Origin of the sequence: Hydrogenophaga sp. 5NK40-0174 (genome assembly GCF_040372165.1) — a bacterium.
Taxonomy (GTDB): Bacteria; Pseudomonadota; Gammaproteobacteria; order Burkholderiales; family Burkholderiaceae_C; genus Hydrogenophaga.
The window spans coordinates 85,198-100,448 of the sequence record NZ_BAABWG010000006.1; the positions used below are offsets into that span (position 1 = coordinate 85,198).

Here is a 15,251-nt window from a genome sequence, read left to right on the forward strand (position 1 = left end):
ATTTCTTTCTCATCGGGGTTGGTCTTCGCTACGGAGAGCATCGTGAGCTCGCGATTGCAGCCCCGCCAGCGCGCAATCTATCCGCCAGGCCAGTGCAGAATCCGACTGCACCGCCTTGTCCCAGCCAGCGCTCAGCACAGGCATCTCGGCCGCCAGCGCGGGAACGCGTTCGGCCAGAAAAATGGGCGCGAGCACGGCGCCGGCCAAAAAGCTCATGCGGGCTTGCAAGGGTTGCGGGGGCAGGCTGCCTTCTTCGTCGGCCTCAGCCAGCGCACCCAGGATCAAGCGCAGGTGCCTGGGCACATTTCGGCGCAGAAACGCCAGCGTTGCCGGATCGCCCTGGCCGGCATCTGCCCAGATGCGGCTGGCCAGCGCCGATTGGGATTGAACAAAGCCACCGGCCACCATCAGCATGGCGCGCAGCCGGCTCAGAGCGGGAACCCCTCGTTGCCCGGCGGCCAGTGACAGCGGCGCGTACATGTCTTCATACAACTGCTGCAACAAGGCAGAGATGAACTGCTGCTTCGAACCGAAGTGGTAGTGGAACAGGCTGGGCGTCACGCCGGCGGCCTCGGCAACAGCCCTGACAGACAGCCCCGCAGCGCCTTTGGCCGCATACAGCAGGCGGCCTGCGTCGAGCAGGGCCTGGTCAAGCTGGCGAGAGGGTCGAGCCATGATGCGTCAATTATTGGTCACTCGACCAATAATGACAAGCCCTCCCGCTATGCGCCTCAAGGCTAGCAGCTAGATGCACCCCGACCACTGAGGGAAAGACACCTTCTGATACGCTCGTCGCGATGTCCGAAAAGTCGCCTGCCATGTCCCAGGGCATGGTCGTGCTGGTGCTCTCGTTGCTACTTGGTTTGCAGCCCGTCACCACCGACCTGTACCTCCCCGCCCTGCCCTCCATGACCGAGGGCTTTGGTGCCTCGCTGTCTCAGGCCCAGCTCACCCTGACCGCCTTGCTGCTCGCCTTCGGTGCCTCCCAGCTGGTCTGGGGTCCCGTCTCCGACCGCTTTGGCCGTCGCCCCGTCCTGCTGGTGGGCGCGGTGCTGTATGTGGTGGCATCCACGGCCAACGCCTTTGCGTCGTCCATGGAGGAGCTGGTTCTGTGGCGGACCGTACAAGGCGTGGCCATGGGCGCAGGAGTCATGTGCGCCCGTGCGGTGGTCAGGGATCTCTACAGCCCGCTCGAAGGCGCCCGCGCCATGTCCAAGGGATTGAGCGGGCTGGGCGTCATTGCCTGCATGAGTGCACCCCTCGGAGGTGTGCTCACGGAGTACTTCGGCTGGCGAGTGGCACTGAGCGCAGTGACCGTGTTTGGTGTGCTTACCCTAGTGGTGTTGGCCCTGCGTTTCGAAGAAACCCTTCAGCCTGAAAACCGCAGGCCACTCAACCCTGCCCGCATGCTGGGCACCTGGGGGGAGATCCTGCGCAACCCGACGTTCTGGACATTCACCCTGCTGGCATCGTTTTCCTATGCAGGCCTGTTCACCTTTCTGGCTGCCGGCTCCTTCGTGCTCATCAAGGTCATCGGCCTGTCCCGCGCCGAGTACGGGCTGACGATGCTGAGCATGTCGCTCTCGTACATTGTGGGCACCTTCATCTGCCGCCGCATGCTGCCCAAGCTGGGCGTGCGCCGCACAGTGGCCATTGCCGGTGCGGTGACCATCACCGGTGGTTCGGCCATTGGCATTCTGGCGCTGATGGGGATTCAAAACGTCTACGCCATCATGGTGCCCTTCTACATCTTCATGCTCGGCCATGGCGTTCATCAGCCTTGCGGCCAGAGCGGCGCGGTCTCACCCTTCCCACAAGCGGCTGGCGCAGCCTCTGCCCTCAGCGGTTTTCTCATGATGATCCTGGCCTTTTTCATTGGAGGATGGCTGGGCACACGACTGGGCGACAATACGGTCTACCCCCTGACCAACGGGATCTGGTTCTGGAGCGTCGCCATCACCCTGACCGCCTGGACCATGGTCCAGCGATTTGGTGAAGCCAAGACGCCACCCCAACGGGTGCTCCATCCAACCGAACCTGATGCACCTCGCTGACCCTTTGCCCTGTATCGCCCTGGCCGGTCCGACCGCCAGTGGCAAAACAGCGGCTGCCCTGGCCATCGCAAAACGCTGGCCCGTGGAGATCATCAGCGTTGACTCGGCCCTCGTATACCGGGGCATGGACATTGGCACGGCCAAACCGTCGGCTCAGGAGCTGGCCACCGCCCCCCACCACCTGATCGATATTCGCGATCCTCTGCAAGCCTACAGTGCTGCCGAGTTTGTGGCCGACGCGCAGAGGCTCATCGGCGAGATTCGGCAGCGCGGGCGAATGCCCCTGCTGGTGGGTGGCACGATGCTGTATTTCAAGGCATCGATGGAAGGCCTGGACGACATGCCGCGCTCTGACGCCACCGTTCGCCAGCGCCTGGAGCAGGAAGCCGCAACATGCGGCTGGCCGGCCATGCATGAGCGACTGGCCCAGGTGGATGCTGTCACCGCAGCGAGGCTCGCTCCCAACGACGCGCAACGCATCCAGCGCGCGCTGGAAGTGTTCGAACTATCGGGCAAGCCAATGTCAGAATGGCAGCGCGGCGCGCCAGAGGATCACCTCAACCCCGTCACCCCGGGTGGTTTCTTCAGCCTGGAGCCCGCCGATCGCGGTTGGCTGCATGAGCGAATCGCCCAGCGTTACGACGGCATGCTCAGCCAGGGCTTCGTGGCGGAAGTCCAAGCCCTGCGCCAACGAGGCGATCTGCAACCCGACTTGCCATCCATGCGCTGCGTGGGTTACCGGCAAGTGTGGGAAACACTGGACGCCAACGGCGGCCAGGAACCGACGGGCACCGCGTGGCAAGACATGCGCGACCGCGGCATCTTCGCCACACGGCAGCTGGCCAAGCGGCAGCTCACATGGCTGCGTTCCATGCCTCACCGTCACATCATTGCCTGCGACGCGCCAGATGCACTGCAATGCCTGATGGCTGCCGTCACACCGCTGGTGGAGTCCTCCACATGAGTCTGGTCATCGAGTCCCTGGGCAAGCACTACGACAACACCCCTGTCTTCAGCCAGGTTGACCTCACCGTCGCAGCGGGAGAATTCATTGCCATCATCGGTGAGTCCGGAGTGGGAAAGTCCAGTCTGCTCAACTGCATGGCCGGCCTCGACGAGTGGCAAAGCGGCAGAGTGGTGCACGATGGCAAGGACATCGGAGCGATGGGAGAGGCGCAGCGAGCCCACTGGCGACGTGCCCACCTCGGGTTCGTGTTTCAGGCGTTCCACGTATTGCCGCATCTGGACGTGACCCAGAACGTCGGGCTGCCATTGCTGTTGCTGGGCAAACCCGACCCATCACGGGTACAGGACATGCTGGCAGCCGTGGGGCTGAACGGCATGGGAGATCGCCTTCCTTCGCAGCTTTCAGGTGGACAGCTCCAGCGTGTGGCCATAGCGCGCGCACTGGTCCACCGACCGCGCCTGCTGCTCGCCGACGAGCCCACGGGCAACCTCGATCCGGACACCGCGGCTCAGGTCATGTCCCTTCTCAAGGCACAGGCGGCCGAAAACCAGGCCGCCATGGTGCTGGTCACCCACTCAAGACCGGCTGCGGCACTTGCCGACCGCACACTACTGCTGCGTGCCGACGGCTTGTACCCGGACACCGACGCCTGACGACACACAGCTGTTCAGGGCTGTACAACCTGGTATCAGTTCAGGGAAAAACCTCATGCCCGTCCGCAAATGAATACAGGCAGCCTGAGCCCAGGTGTTAGGTTCGTCGACGGGAAATCCGTACCATTCCTACACTTGGCCAAAACGGCCATGCACTCGGCCGTTTCTCCATGACCCAGTCCACTGTCACCCCGTTTGTCGCCACCGCAGGTGAAGCCCTGATCGACCTGATCGTCGAGAGCGATGGGCGCCTGCGTCCCTGTCACGGTGGTGCCGTGTACAACCTGACGCTGGCACTGGGGCGTCAAGGCGCATCCCCCCTCTACCTCAACCCTTTGTCGGCGGACCGTTTTGGACGCTCCATGGCCAGGGCGCTTGAGCAGGCGGGTGCGTTGACAGCCAATCCGCAAGGCGTGGTCTCCCCTACCTCGCTGGCCATTGCAGAACTCGACGCACAGGGAAAGGCCAGCTACAGCTTCTATCGTGACGGCGTGGCCGACCGCCAGGTGTCTGCCGACGAGATGAACAGGCAGTGCACTGCTGCGACGTCGATCAAGGCAGTGGCCTCCGGCTGCCTGGCGCTGGTGGCCGAGGATCAAGGCAAATACCTGCCGTGGCTGAAAGCACAACGGGCTGCGGGACGTCTGGTGGTGGTAGACGCCAACCTTCGGCCAGCCATCGTGGATGACATGGCGGCCTATTGCAGCAGCGTCATGGCTGCACTGGGCGAAGCCCACCTGATCAAGGTCAGCGATGACGACCTGCAAATCCTCGGTTTCGACGGCAAGCCTGTGGACGCCGCCTGGCAGCTGCTGAAGCAAACCCGCGCGCCATGGATCGCATTGACCCTGGGCGCACAAGGGGCCATGCTGCTGGATCGCACTGGCCGTGCCTGGATGGCGACGGAAACCGGTCCTGTGACGGTGGTTGACACCGTGGGCGCGGGCGACTGCTTCCTGGCCGGCATGGTCGTTGCATTGCTTCAACTGACACATGACGATCTACCCCACGCCACCCTCTCGAACGAAGAGGTCACGGCGGTGTTGCAACGCGCCGTGGCCAGTGCCAGCCTGTGCGTGCAGCAAGTGGGCTGCGAACCTCCGTCTGCGGCGGATATCGCTGCACGCCTGCAAAAACACGCACCTGCCGTCAGGGCGGTGCAAACCGGCATCCATTGACCCAAGCTTGATCCGGTCCTGCAGGGGCACCGGAACTGTGCACACCACCATCACAATGTGCACGCCGCTGGCTCTGGTCCTGGTCCTGGTTCTGGTGTTTGGCATTTGGTACCGCCTATGTAACTTTATTCCAATAAAATACCCATAACGGATGTAATTTGGTTAGAAACATGACCCAGAGCAAACCACGCGTGCCCCCAGCCACCCCAGAGGCCCCTCTTGATCTGATCATCTTCGGTGGTGTGGGCGACCTGTCCGTCCGTAAACTCCTGCCCGCCCTGTACATGGCCCATGTACATGGCAATCTCCCGCCCCAGACCCGCATCCATGCGCTGGGCCGTCAGGACTGGGGACGTGAAGCGTTTCTGAGCTTTCTGCAAGACAAGGTGCCAGACTTCATCGGCGCCAAAGCCTACCGGGCCGATGCCTGGCAAGGCTTTCTCGATCGCCTCGGTTACGTCTGCGTGGACGCCACACAAGCCGACGATTTCCGGCGACTGGGAGAGGCGCTGCAATCAGAAGCCGACCGCGTCTACTACCTGGCCACAGCGCCCTCGCTGTTCACCACCATCTGCGACAACCTGGGCGCCGCAGGGCTCATCAACCCCCAGTCCCGCGTGGTGCTGGAGAAGCCACTGGGTCATGACCTGGCTTCAGCCGAAGCCATCAACACGGCTGTGGCACAGCATTTTGAAGAATCGCAGATCTTCCGGATCGACCACTACCTTGGCAAAGAGACGGTGCAGAACCTGATGGTCCTGCGCTTTGGCAACAGCATCTTCGAACCGCTGTGGCGCAGCCCACACATCAAGAGCGTGCAAATCACCGTGGCAGAGAGTGTGGGCGTTGGCAGCCGAGCCGGCTTTTACGACGGCACAGGCGCCATGCGCGACATGATCCAGAACCACTTGTTGCAGCTGCTGTGCATCGTGGCCATGGAGCCGCCCGTCTCGCTCGACCCGGACGCAGTGCGTGATGAAAAGCTCAAAGTCCTTAAATCGCTGCGCCCGCTCACACCCGCCGATGTGGCTCGGGACACGGTGCGCGGTCAGTACACCGCCGGCGCTGTCGGTGGGGAGAAAGTTTCGGGCTATCTTCAGGAAGAAAACGTCCCGGTGGGCAGCACCACCGAGACCTTTGTCGCCCTGCGCGCCCGCATCGCCAACTGGCGCTGGGCCAATGTGCCGATCTTTCTGCGCACCGGCAAACGCATGGCAGAGCGGCGCTCGGAGATCGTTGTGGAGTTTGCCGACCTGCCGTTCTCGCTGTTCAATGATTCGCCCCGGCAGGTGGTCAACCGCCTGATGATTCGCCTGCAGCCAGACGAACACATTCAGCTGCAAATGATGGCCAAGGAGCCTGGCAGTGGCATGCGCCTGCGGCCCGTGAGCCTGAATCTGGATCTGGAGTCGGCCTTCACCGAGCGAAGGGCCGAAGCCTACGAGCGCTTGCTGATCGACGTTATCCGCGGCCGCCTCACCCACTTCATGCGGCGCGACGAACTCGAAGCCGCATGGACCTGGGTGGAACCCATCATCGAAGGCTGGTCGCAACTGGGCGACGCACCAAAGCCCTATGCAGCAGGGACATGGGGACCCGCGGCTTCGTCCGCACTGATGGCCCGAGAGAGCTCGGCCTGGGTGGAGGAAACCTGAGGCGCATGACGCACACCACCATGAATGAATCTCTCCCCATGCTCAGCGAGCACAGCCAGACCACGCCAGCTGACCTGGCGGCCTATGTGACGGGCTGCCTGCGAACAATCCTGGCCAGACGAGGACACGCTTTCCTGGCGGTCTCTGGCGGCAAGTCGCCCATTCCTGTCTTTGAGGCGCTCAGTCAGCAGACACTGAACTGGCCCAAGGTCACCATCACCCTGGTGGACGAAAGAGTGGTGCCGCATGACCATGCTGACAGCAACACCGCACTTGTTCGTCAGCACCTGCTCAAGGGCGAGGCGGCCAAGGCACGCTTTGTACCGTACTTCGACACCACACCGGCAGAGATCACGTCGCGCTCTCTGGCAGCCCTGACCATAGCCACCAATGAGCGTCTGGCATCTCTGCCTTGGCCACTCGACCTGGCCTTGCTGGGCATGGGCGAAGACGCACACACGGCGTCCTTGTTCCCCGATGCGCCCGGGCTGGAAGAAGCGCTCACATCCACCCTGCCCGTCGCCTGTGTCGAGCCAACCTCAGCGCCGCATCCGAGGCTGAGCCTGACCCTGGCGTCCATCATCGCTGCGCGCGAACTGGTGCTTTCCATCAGCGGCGAGCGCAAGCGTCAGGTCTATGAAGCCGCCAGCGTGCATGCGGACCCGGCCAAGCCCGTCTCCCTGGTCTTGTGCCAGTCACAGACGCCCATCAGTGTCTGGATGGACTGACCCGCACCCTTCGAGATATTGTTTTTGAGCGTTGAAAGCGAACCCGACCCATGCCACAGCTACACCCCACCCTGGTCACCGTCACCGAGCGCGTCATGGAACGCAGCCGTGCCGCCAGAGCGCGGTACATGCAGACGGTGGAAGCCGCTGAACGCCAAGGCACGCAACGCGCCGGCATGGGCTGTGCCAACATGGCGCACACCACCGCGGCGCTGCCAGCGCAAGACAAACTGGTGATCCACGCCGAACGCGCACCCCACGTCGGCATCGTCAGCGCCTACAACGACATGCTCTCGGCCCACCAGCCCTTTGAGCACTACCCCGAACTGCTGCGCCAGCATGCCCGCACCGTGGGCGCCACAGCGCAGATGGCCGGCGGCGTCCCCGCCATGTGCGATGGCATCACCCAGGGTGCCGACGGCATGGAGTTGTCGCTGTTCTCGCGCGACACCATTGCGTTGGCCACGGCGATTTCGCTCTCGCACAACGTGTTCGACGCCGCGCTCATGCTCGGCGTGTGCGACAAGATCGTCCCCGGCCTGTTCATGGGCGCAGCGCAGTTCGGTCACCTCTCGACCGTCTTCGTGCCCGCCGGCCCCATGCCCTCTGGCCTGTCCAACGACGCCAAGGCCAAAGTGCGACAGCAATACGCGCAAGGTTTGGTGGGACGTGACGCGCTGCTGGAAAGCGAAGCGCAGGCCTACCATGCGCCCGGTACCTGCACCTTTTATGGCACGGCCAACAGCAACCAGATGCTCATGGAGATCATGGGCCTGCACTTGCCCGGCTCGTCTTTCATCAACCCCGGTACACCGCTGCGCGAGGCACTGACCAAAGCCGCTTTTGAAGCGGCGGTACGCAATACGGGTCGCACCGGCAGCCCTCGCATCCGGCTCGCTGATGTACTGAGCGAGCGCACCATCATCAACGGCATCATCGGCTTGCTGGCCACCGGCGGCTCCACCAACCACACCTTGCACCTCGTGGCCATGGCGCGCGCCGCTGGCGTCATCATCGACTGGGACGATTTCGCTGAGCTCTCGGCCATCATTCCTTTGCTGGCCCGCGTCTACCCCAACGGCAGTGCCGATGTGAACCACTTCCAGGCCGCTGGCGGACTGGGGTTCTTGATGCGAGAGCTGGTCAGCAACGGCTTGCTGCACGACGATGTGACCACCATCGCCGGCAAGGGACTGGCTGCCTATGCCAAGGAGCCGTGGCTGAACAACGGCGAACTGGCCTGGAGGGACGTGCCCGCAGAATCGGGCGACACCGCCGTGCTCCGGCCGGCCAGTGACCCGTTCAGCACCGATGGCGGCTTGCGCCTCATGAAGGGCAACCTGGGCCGGGGTGTGGTCAAGGTATCGGCCGTCAAACCGGAACACCGCGTCGTCACAGCACCTGCTGTGGTGGTGAACGACCAGCAAGCGCTGCAAGACCTGTTCAAGGCCGGCGAGCTGGAAAAGGACTTCGTGGCCGTGGTGCGCTTTCAAGGGCCACAGGCCAACGGCATGCCCGAACTGCACAAGCTCACGCCGCCACTGGCTGTGTTGCAAGACAAAGGCTTCAAGGTGGCGCTGGTCACCGATGGCCGCATGTCAGGCGCGTCTGGCAAGGTGCCCGCCGCCATTCACGTCTACCCGGAAGCCCTGGCCGGCGGCGTGATTGGGCGTGTGCAAAACGGCGACATCGTCACGGTGGATTGCGAAACCGGAGAGCTGCATCTGCATGTGGAACCCGAGACCTTGCAATCCCGCCCCACACCAACGCCATCGCTTGAAGCCAACCAGCACGGCACGGGCCGTGAGCTGTTCGGCCTGTTCCGCCAGCACGCAGGCAGCGCCGAGACAGGCGCTTCGCCATTGCTTGAGGCTGCCATCGCCGCCCAACCAAGCTTTTCCTGAAGACAGCGAAGGACTTTCAGCCCATGTTCAATGCCCGCCCCGCCTTCCAGTCCCGCGTGGTGCCCGTCATCATCATCGACGATGTCCAACACGCCGTCCCCATGGCCACTGCCTTGCTCGAAGGCGGGATCGACGTGGTAGAAATCACCCTCAGAACCGAGGCCGCACTGGGCGCCATCGAAGCCGTGGCCAAGGCCTTGCCCGAGATGCACACGGGCGCTGGCACCGTGGTTCGCCCGGACCAGGTGCAATCAGTCATCGATGCCGGCGCCAGTTTCGCACTGTCACCCGGCTACACGCCGGCGCTCATCGATGCCGTCAAAGCCGCCAACCTGCCCTTCATTCCTGGCGTCATGACGCCCGGCGAAGCCATGCAGGCCCAAACCATGGGTTTTTCCCTCATGAAACTCTTCCCTGCCACGCAGGCCGGCGGCATCGGCATGCTCAAAGCCATGCAGTCGCCCCTGCCCGACGTGCGTTTCTGCCCCACCGGCGGCGTCAAACCCGACAATCTCCAAAGCTTCCTGTCACAGCCCAATGTCGCCATGGTGGGTGGCTCCTGGCTCACACCGGCCGAAACCCTGGCTGCCGAGGACTGGAAGCAGGTCACGGCGCTGGCCCGGGAAGCCGTCTCCATCGCCAACTCGTGAGCGCTTGTAAACAATCGTCCCCTGTCAGCCAAACCGGCATGTCTGCTTGGTATTCTCAGGGGTAACGATTCGCAGCTCGCGACACTTTCAACGCCAGACATCAAAAAACGGATTCGGTTCGATGCACAGTACGCCCACCACCTTGCCTGCGTGGCAATTGCTGACGCAGCACGCGGCAGAGCCGCAAGGCCATCTGCGACAAATGCTCGATGGCGACCGCAGTGAGCGCTTCGACCTGTTTCGCACACACGCCGCAGGGCTGACCCTGGACGCATCCCGCCAGCGCATGAGTGCGGCTGTACAGGATGCTCTGCTGTCCCTGGCCGACCAGGCCCAGGTAGAGGCCCAGCGCGACGCCATGTTCCGTGGCGACCCGATCAACCTCACCGAAGACCGGCCGGTGCTGCACGCCGCCCTGCGCGGCGACCCGGCTCAGGCCGGCCCCTGGGGCGCCGACATTGCCGCCGATGTGGAGCGCGAGCTCTCCCGCATCTGCCACTTCGCCGACGCCGTGCGCGCCGGCACCCTCAAAGGCCACAGCGGCCTGCCCATTACCGACGTGGTCAACATCGGCATTGGTGGCTCCGACCTTGGCCCCCGCATGGCCAGCGACGCCCTGGCGCATTTGGCCGACGGCCCCAAGGTGCACTACGTCTCCAATCCGGACGCCTGGGCGCTCTATGCCGTGCTGCGCGACCTGAAGCCTGAGCAGACCATGGTGGTCGTCTCCTCCAAGACCTTCACCACGCAGGAAACCATGACCAACGCTGCCAGCGCCCGCCAGTGGTTGATCGATGGTGGCTGCCCGGAAACGTCGCTCCGATATCACCAGGTGGCCATCACGGCCACACCGGCCAAACCGGCCGAACTGGGTTACGCACCTGAGCAGACCTTCCTGTTCTGGGATTGGGTTGGCGGCCGTTATTCGCTGTGGTCATCCCTGGGCTTGCCATTGGCCATCGCCATTGGCGGCAGCGCGTTTCGCGATCTGCTCGCCGGTGCCCGCGCCATGGACGAGCATTTCACCAGCGCGCCCCTGGCCGACAACATGCCGGTGCTGCTGGCGCTCTACGGCATCTGGAACCGAAACTTCCTGCACATGCCCACGCACCTCATCGTGCCCTACGCTTCGCGCCTGGTGCGTTTCACGCCATTTGTGCAGCAGATGGACATGGAGTCCAACGGCAAGCGCACCCATATCAATGGCGATCTCGCCGAAGTCGACACCGGCCCCATCGTCTGGGGCGGCCTGGGCATCGATGGCCAGCACGCCTATTTCCAGCTCATCCACCAGGGACAGCATCAGGTACCTGTTGATTTCATCGGTGTGGAAACGGAAGACACCCCGTTGCCCATGGCCGGCACACACCACAACGTGGTCAACCTCAACCTGCGAGCCCAGGCCGAAGCCATGGCGTTTGGCCGCAGCTACGAAGACACGCTGGCCATGATGAAGAAAGACGGCATGGAAGGCCCCGCTGCGCAAGCCATGGCCCGCCACCGGATGTTCGAGGGCAACATCCCGAGCAACATCCTCTGGCTGGATGCCCTCACACCCGCCCGCCTTGGCGCCCTGATCGCCCTCTACGAGCACAAGGTGTTCGTCCAGGCCGCCATCTGGCGAATCAACGCGTATGACCAGTGGGGTGTGGAGCTGGGCAAGACCATGGCCAAGGCCATGGAACAAAAAAACGGCTGAGGCTTCCTGACACCTGGGGCACCTCAGGCACGCCAGTCGTCTCATGGCCCGCTCGGCCCTGATTCAACCTCCCCCTAGAATCGGGGTCTGCCACTCCAGAAACCGAATCACTGGCCGCCTGCCCACGCACTGCCGGGCGCAGGTCCGCCTCGCATGACCACAGTACTTTTTGTTTGCATGGGCAGCAAACAAAGAGCTAGGTTTTAATAGGCCTGCAGGCCGTTTGGTTATCGCCACGGTAATCTATACAGACGCACTGGTGCCGACTGAGTGGTATCTTCCCGTGTAACAACAACGGGAGGATGCATGACAGACAGCAATGCGGCTACACGCCTCAAGGACATTCACGCCAAACTTGCACAGGGGAGATCGGACTCGATTCTGATGCAGAAGGTCTGGGCCGAAGTATTCGGTTTGCCTACTGACGCACCCCAAACAGAAGATTGGGTCGTCGAAGCAGTTGTGGCGTTTCGTATGGAGTTGGAGCATGCTCGCCAGCAGTTGGACAACATAGGTGTACCGTCCGACTTAACCAACCACGTTTTCACCCGTCTCAAGCACGCGGCCAGCCCCACATTCTTGACTCAGCAATGGGCTCACCATAAGTCTGCTCTGGTCGGCATAGAGAACACCTTGGTTTTGCGCTGGTGCGACTGGGCGCTGCGCACTCTTGGCGAGGCAGAAATCGAAGCACAGCAGTTCCAAAGCATTAAGAACCATCTTGCGGAACTGGAGCAACTACTGAACGAACCAGATGTCCCGCCAGCAATCCGCGAGTTCGTTCAACGTCAAGTGAACGATATCCGCAGTGCATTGCGCCTGTACCCAATCCACGGACTGCGTGTGCTTCGCAAAGCAGTAGATACCGCAACTGGCGCATTCACTACACCAGATGACCAGGTCGTCGCCGAGAGCCAGACGGCAACCCCTGCAACCAAAGGCGTACTCCGCAAATCTGCCGAAATCCTAAAGGAAGCGGCGGAAGTAACCGGCCAAGCAGACAAGCTGTTCACCACGCTAGCCAAGTACGCGCCCGCACTCAACGGCGCAATGCACGTTGTCGTAGAAGCCTTGAGCAAGTAAGGCCCAAAAGATGTCAGATATGCGCCGTTGGGTAAAAGCCTTCTGGTACTGGATGCGCTCTATGCCGGTCACGCGGCACTACTGGTGGGCAGCAGTCATCGTAGCCCTAGCAATTGGAGTAGCGTGGGGTTTCGGCTGGATCGAGGCTGCCACAAGGCTAACGGGAATGAGCATGCAGTTGCTGGGGATACTCACCGTGGTGTGGGGACTCAACCGCACACGTGCAGAGTTTGGACAACCGGGTATCGGCTCGCAGTTTCGCGACTGGATAAAACGTTTTCCGCCATACCCCTTGCCCAAGGTCGTAGCAACGGGGACAACTACATTCCCGCCACTGGAGTCGCAAATCCACGTCCACTCGACAAGTGGCCCACCACAAGATGAATCTGTCGAAGGTCGCTTGCTACACGTCGAAAAGCTGGTGCGGAATCTGGAGTCCGCAAATGGGCGTATGCAATCGCAGGTGCTCCAACTGGAAAGGAAGGTAGAGCGCGACTTAGAAACCCATCGGCGAAGTATCGCTGCTCAGGTGGATACGGTGGAAAGAAAAATTGAATCTACCGCAACAAGCGGCGTGCATATCTCCGCCGTAGGTGTGGTGCTACTTTTCGTTGGTACCGTCCTTGCGAGTGCTGCCCCAGAAATTCAAAAGCTGTTGGGGGCAACCTAACAGGGCGAACTCCGGCCGCGATACGAGTTGCCTACCCGAATCTCTGGCTACCCCTTTCTCGGGTACCCATGGGAGAAGAGCACTTGGGTTTCTTTCCCACTGCTGTGTTTCACATAGAAATAGTTGGTCATACCGTTGCAGGACTGGCCGTGCGGGGCCACGTAGTGGTACACGCGGCGCCATCGACGAGAAGGCGGGATTCGAACCATGTAATTGGTTATGTCACTCTTCTCCGAGACCCAAGGAGCAGGGACCTCACACCAATCTTCATCGGGGATTTGTACGCTTTGCATTGCCACCTCCGCAAGTTCTGTATGCATTCATTTTCGTCGTCGAGTACGAAAGCATCAAGGCCCCAGCGGGATCACCCCGCTGAGGCCTCTCTGCCTACCGTTGCGCCACCTAGGCGTAGACCCTAGGGCGATGCGTCCACAACCCTGAAAGGGACGCTGGCTACACCGTTTGCCCTGCTGGGAACCCGGAACGGTGCCACCGGGCATGTCGTGGCTACATCACTAACCACCCCAGCAGAGTTTCTTAGAACGTGCCCATGCGGAACGCCTTGGGCCGGTACACGGTCAGCGCAATACGCTCTTCCACCAGCACCGTTGCCATGTTCTTCACAAAGTTGTCCCGGTCGTCGTAGGACACCTGCACGCTGGCCTGCTCACGGTCCCAAATCTGGGCACCCATGCCAAACGCACCGCACAGGAACGTGCCCTCCGCAATGGCCGTGCTGGTAACCACAGGCACGCCCCACAGGCTGGGTGCCGTTGCAGCACCCGGGGTGCCCAGCAGGTACTCGCCAGTGGTGGTTTTGTTCAGCTCCAGGTCGGCCCAGTCGTTGGGGTGCAGCAGCACACCGTCCGGGGTGAGTTCGTCAGCAGCAAGTGCGGCAAACGTGCGGCGGATGCGGTCCAGCGAGTTTTCACCAGACACGGCACCGGGGGCTGCAACAAAGTTGCCCGCGTGCAGGATGCCTTCGAGTCCACCACCCGTGCCGTCACCGTTCAGCAGTTGAGCGTCCTCAGCGTCGGCCAAGCCTTCCAGCAGCCGTCCGTTGATGTAGCCCTGCAACTGGGCCGAGTCCGCCAACACCTGCTTGGACAGCGGAATCCAGTGTGCCAGCGTGCGCACAGGACTTTCCAGCAGTTGGAAGGTCACGCCGGATTCAGGCTTGGTCACGTTCTCAACGGCGGGGCTGCCGTACTGTGGGCCAGCGTTGTTGGTGAACACCAGTTCGCGCGTGAACTCCACCATGTTCTGGCTGGTTTGGCCAATGGGCAGCAGGTCACGCACACGGCGACGACGCGCTGGCCCAGCGACGATACCCGGCACGCGCATGGCAGGCGACAGCACTTGGCCGTCCGTCACGATTGCCGCTTTGTTGGCATGCACCAAGCCAGCGGGCAGGTCAATGCGGCAGGACTTGCCGTTGCCTTGCAGCAGAGACTTGAAGTTGGCATGGTCAAAGATGTGATTGGCCAGATTGCCACCCTTGCGCTCGGGCACGGGGGCACCGCTTGCACCACGCTGTTCCAGCGCCAGCAGACGGTCCACGATTTCCGCTGACTTGTTGTCCAGGCGTTGGGTGTACTCCGCCAAGTCGGTGTTCAGTTTGCGCAGGCCGGCTTCCAGCACCTGCTTCGAAATGTATTGATCAGACATAGAGTCCTCCGATAGGTTGGGTCATAGATGCGCCGTGTGCCATCAACCCGTTGCCTGCATCACGCAGGGGATTCCATCTAGCTGCGACTTGCCCCATCAGAACCACGCGGTATCGCACTGGCAGCGCCGGGGGGCATGTGGTCAATTGTGTGGATGAAATAGCGCAACGCACCGCACCGTCAACACCCCACGCAGGGGCCGTTTTGGGTGCTTGGGTAGGCAACCCCTTAGCCCGGACCCCAAAAACCGACCTGGGGGCCGATTTGCTTTACCAGCGGGCCTGTTTTGGGCAGGAAAAAGGCACCCCGCAGGGTGCCCAGGTGGAGGGTCTAATACAAATGT

General features: G+C 62.2%; 13 protein-coding genes. 11 read left to right on the forward strand and 2 right to left on the reverse strand.

Annotated elements, in window-relative coordinates; genetic code table 11:
* Positions 1-9: 9 nt before the first annotated feature.
* Complete coding sequence (locus ABWV89_RS17660) at positions 10-675, reverse strand: TetR/AcrR family transcriptional regulator (protein ID WP_353399943.1); 666 nt, start codon at positions 673-675, stop codon at positions 10-12.
* A 122-nt stretch (positions 676-797) separates the two neighbouring features.
* Here ABWV89_RS17660 and ABWV89_RS17665 point away from each other — a divergent pair, with 122 nt between their 5' ends.
* The 11 genes from ABWV89_RS17665 (at position 798) to ABWV89_RS17715 (ending at position 13,241) form a co-directional block, all read left to right on the forward strand.
* Positions 798-2,054: a multidrug effflux MFS transporter gene (locus ABWV89_RS17665; protein ID WP_353399946.1), complete on the forward strand. Its 1,257-nt coding sequence runs from the start codon at positions 798-800 to the stop codon at positions 2,052-2,054.
* Positions 2,041-3,018: a tRNA (adenosine(37)-N6)-dimethylallyltransferase MiaA gene (miaA, locus tag ABWV89_RS17670; protein WP_353399948.1), complete on the forward strand. Its 978-nt coding sequence runs from the start codon at positions 2,041-2,043 to the stop codon at positions 3,016-3,018. Before ABWV89_RS17665 ends, miaA begins: the two co-directional genes overlap by 14 nt.
* Entirely contained in the window at positions 3,015-3,674 is a 660-nt protein-coding gene (locus tag ABWV89_RS17675; RefSeq protein ID WP_353399951.1) for an ABC transporter ATP-binding protein, read from the forward strand. The genes miaA and ABWV89_RS17675 overlap by 4 nt, the downstream gene beginning before the upstream one ends.
* Positions 3,675-3,844: 170 nt before the next feature.
* On the forward strand, positions 3,845-4,852 hold the full coding sequence (locus tag ABWV89_RS17680) for a PfkB family carbohydrate kinase (RefSeq protein WP_353399954.1): 1,008 nt from the start codon (positions 3,845-3,847) through the stop codon (positions 4,850-4,852).
* Between the two features lie 170 nt (positions 4,853-5,022).
* A complete protein-coding gene (gene zwf, locus ABWV89_RS17685; protein ID WP_353399957.1) occupies positions 5,023-6,507 on the forward strand; it encodes a glucose-6-phosphate dehydrogenase in 1,485 nt (494 codons plus the stop codon).
* Positions 6,508-6,512: 5 nt separating this feature from the next.
* Positions 6,513-7,235, forward strand: a complete 723-nt coding sequence (gene pgl, locus ABWV89_RS17690; RefSeq protein WP_353399960.1) for a 6-phosphogluconolactonase — start codon at positions 6,513-6,515, stop codon at positions 7,233-7,235.
* Between the two features lie 50 nt (positions 7,236-7,285).
* A complete protein-coding gene (edd, locus tag ABWV89_RS17695) occupies positions 7,286-9,139 on the forward strand; it encodes a phosphogluconate dehydratase (RefSeq protein WP_353399963.1) in 1,854 nt (617 codons plus the stop codon).
* A gap of 23 nt (positions 9,140-9,162) precedes the next feature.
* Positions 9,163-9,789 (forward strand): bifunctional 4-hydroxy-2-oxoglutarate aldolase/2-dehydro-3-deoxy-phosphogluconate aldolase, encoded by a 627-nt coding sequence (gene eda, locus ABWV89_RS17700; RefSeq protein WP_353399966.1) that lies wholly within the window; start codon positions 9,163-9,165, stop codon positions 9,787-9,789.
* A 121-nt stretch (positions 9,790-9,910) separates the two neighbouring features.
* On the forward strand, positions 9,911-11,488 hold the full coding sequence (gene pgi, locus ABWV89_RS17705) for a glucose-6-phosphate isomerase (RefSeq protein ID WP_353399968.1): 1,578 nt from the start codon (positions 9,911-9,913) through the stop codon (positions 11,486-11,488).
* A 306-nt stretch (positions 11,489-11,794) separates the two neighbouring features.
* Entirely contained in the window at positions 11,795-12,571 is a 777-nt protein-coding gene (locus tag ABWV89_RS17710) for a hypothetical protein (RefSeq protein WP_353399971.1), read from the forward strand.
* Positions 12,572-12,737: 166 nt separating this feature from the next.
* Positions 12,738-13,241 (forward strand): hypothetical protein, encoded by a 504-nt coding sequence (locus tag ABWV89_RS17715; protein ID WP_353399974.1) that lies wholly within the window; start codon positions 12,738-12,740, stop codon positions 13,239-13,241.
* Positions 13,242-13,778: 537 nt separating this feature from the next.
* On the opposite strand, the gene ABWV89_RS17720 is transcribed toward ABWV89_RS17715, so the two are convergent.
* Positions 13,779-14,909, reverse strand: a complete 1,131-nt coding sequence (locus ABWV89_RS17720; protein WP_353399977.1) for a phage major capsid protein — start codon at positions 14,907-14,909, stop codon at positions 13,779-13,781.
* Positions 14,910-15,251 lie beyond the last annotated feature (342 nt).

Bases quoted from the DNA above. Each gene is read 5' to 3' on its own strand.
- ABWV89_RS17660 (WP_353399943.1), bottom strand. From the start codon at position 675: ATGGCTCGACCCTCTCGCCAGCTTGACCAGGCCCTGCTCGACGCAGGC.
- ABWV89_RS17665 (WP_353399946.1), top strand. From the start codon at position 798: ATGTCCGAAAAGTCGCCTGCCATGTCCCAGGGCATGGTCGTGCTGGTG.
- miaA (WP_353399948.1), top strand. From the start codon at position 2,041: ATGCACCTCGCTGACCCTTTGCCCTGTATCGCCCTGGCCGGTCCGACC.
- ABWV89_RS17675 (WP_353399951.1), top strand. From the start codon at position 3,015: ATGAGTCTGGTCATCGAGTCCCTGGGCAAGCACTACGACAACACCCCT.
- ABWV89_RS17680 (WP_353399954.1), top strand. From the start codon at position 3,845: ATGACCCAGTCCACTGTCACCCCGTTTGTCGCCACCGCAGGTGAAGCC.
- zwf (WP_353399957.1), top strand. From the start codon at position 5,023: ATGACCCAGAGCAAACCACGCGTGCCCCCAGCCACCCCAGAGGCCCCT.
- pgl (WP_353399960.1), top strand. From the start codon at position 6,513: ATGACGCACACCACCATGAATGAATCTCTCCCCATGCTCAGCGAGCAC.
- edd (WP_353399963.1), top strand. From the start codon at position 7,286: ATGCCACAGCTACACCCCACCCTGGTCACCGTCACCGAGCGCGTCATG.
- eda (WP_353399966.1), top strand. From the start codon at position 9,163: ATGTTCAATGCCCGCCCCGCCTTCCAGTCCCGCGTGGTGCCCGTCATC.
- pgi (WP_353399968.1), top strand. From the start codon at position 9,911: ATGCACAGTACGCCCACCACCTTGCCTGCGTGGCAATTGCTGACGCAG.
- ABWV89_RS17710 (WP_353399971.1), top strand. From the start codon at position 11,795: ATGACAGACAGCAATGCGGCTACACGCCTCAAGGACATTCACGCCAAA.
- ABWV89_RS17715 (WP_353399974.1), top strand. From the start codon at position 12,738: ATGAGCATGCAGTTGCTGGGGATACTCACCGTGGTGTGGGGACTCAAC.
- ABWV89_RS17720 (WP_353399977.1), bottom strand. From the start codon at position 14,909: ATGTCTGATCAATACATTTCGAAGCAGGTGCTGGAAGCCGGCCTGCGC.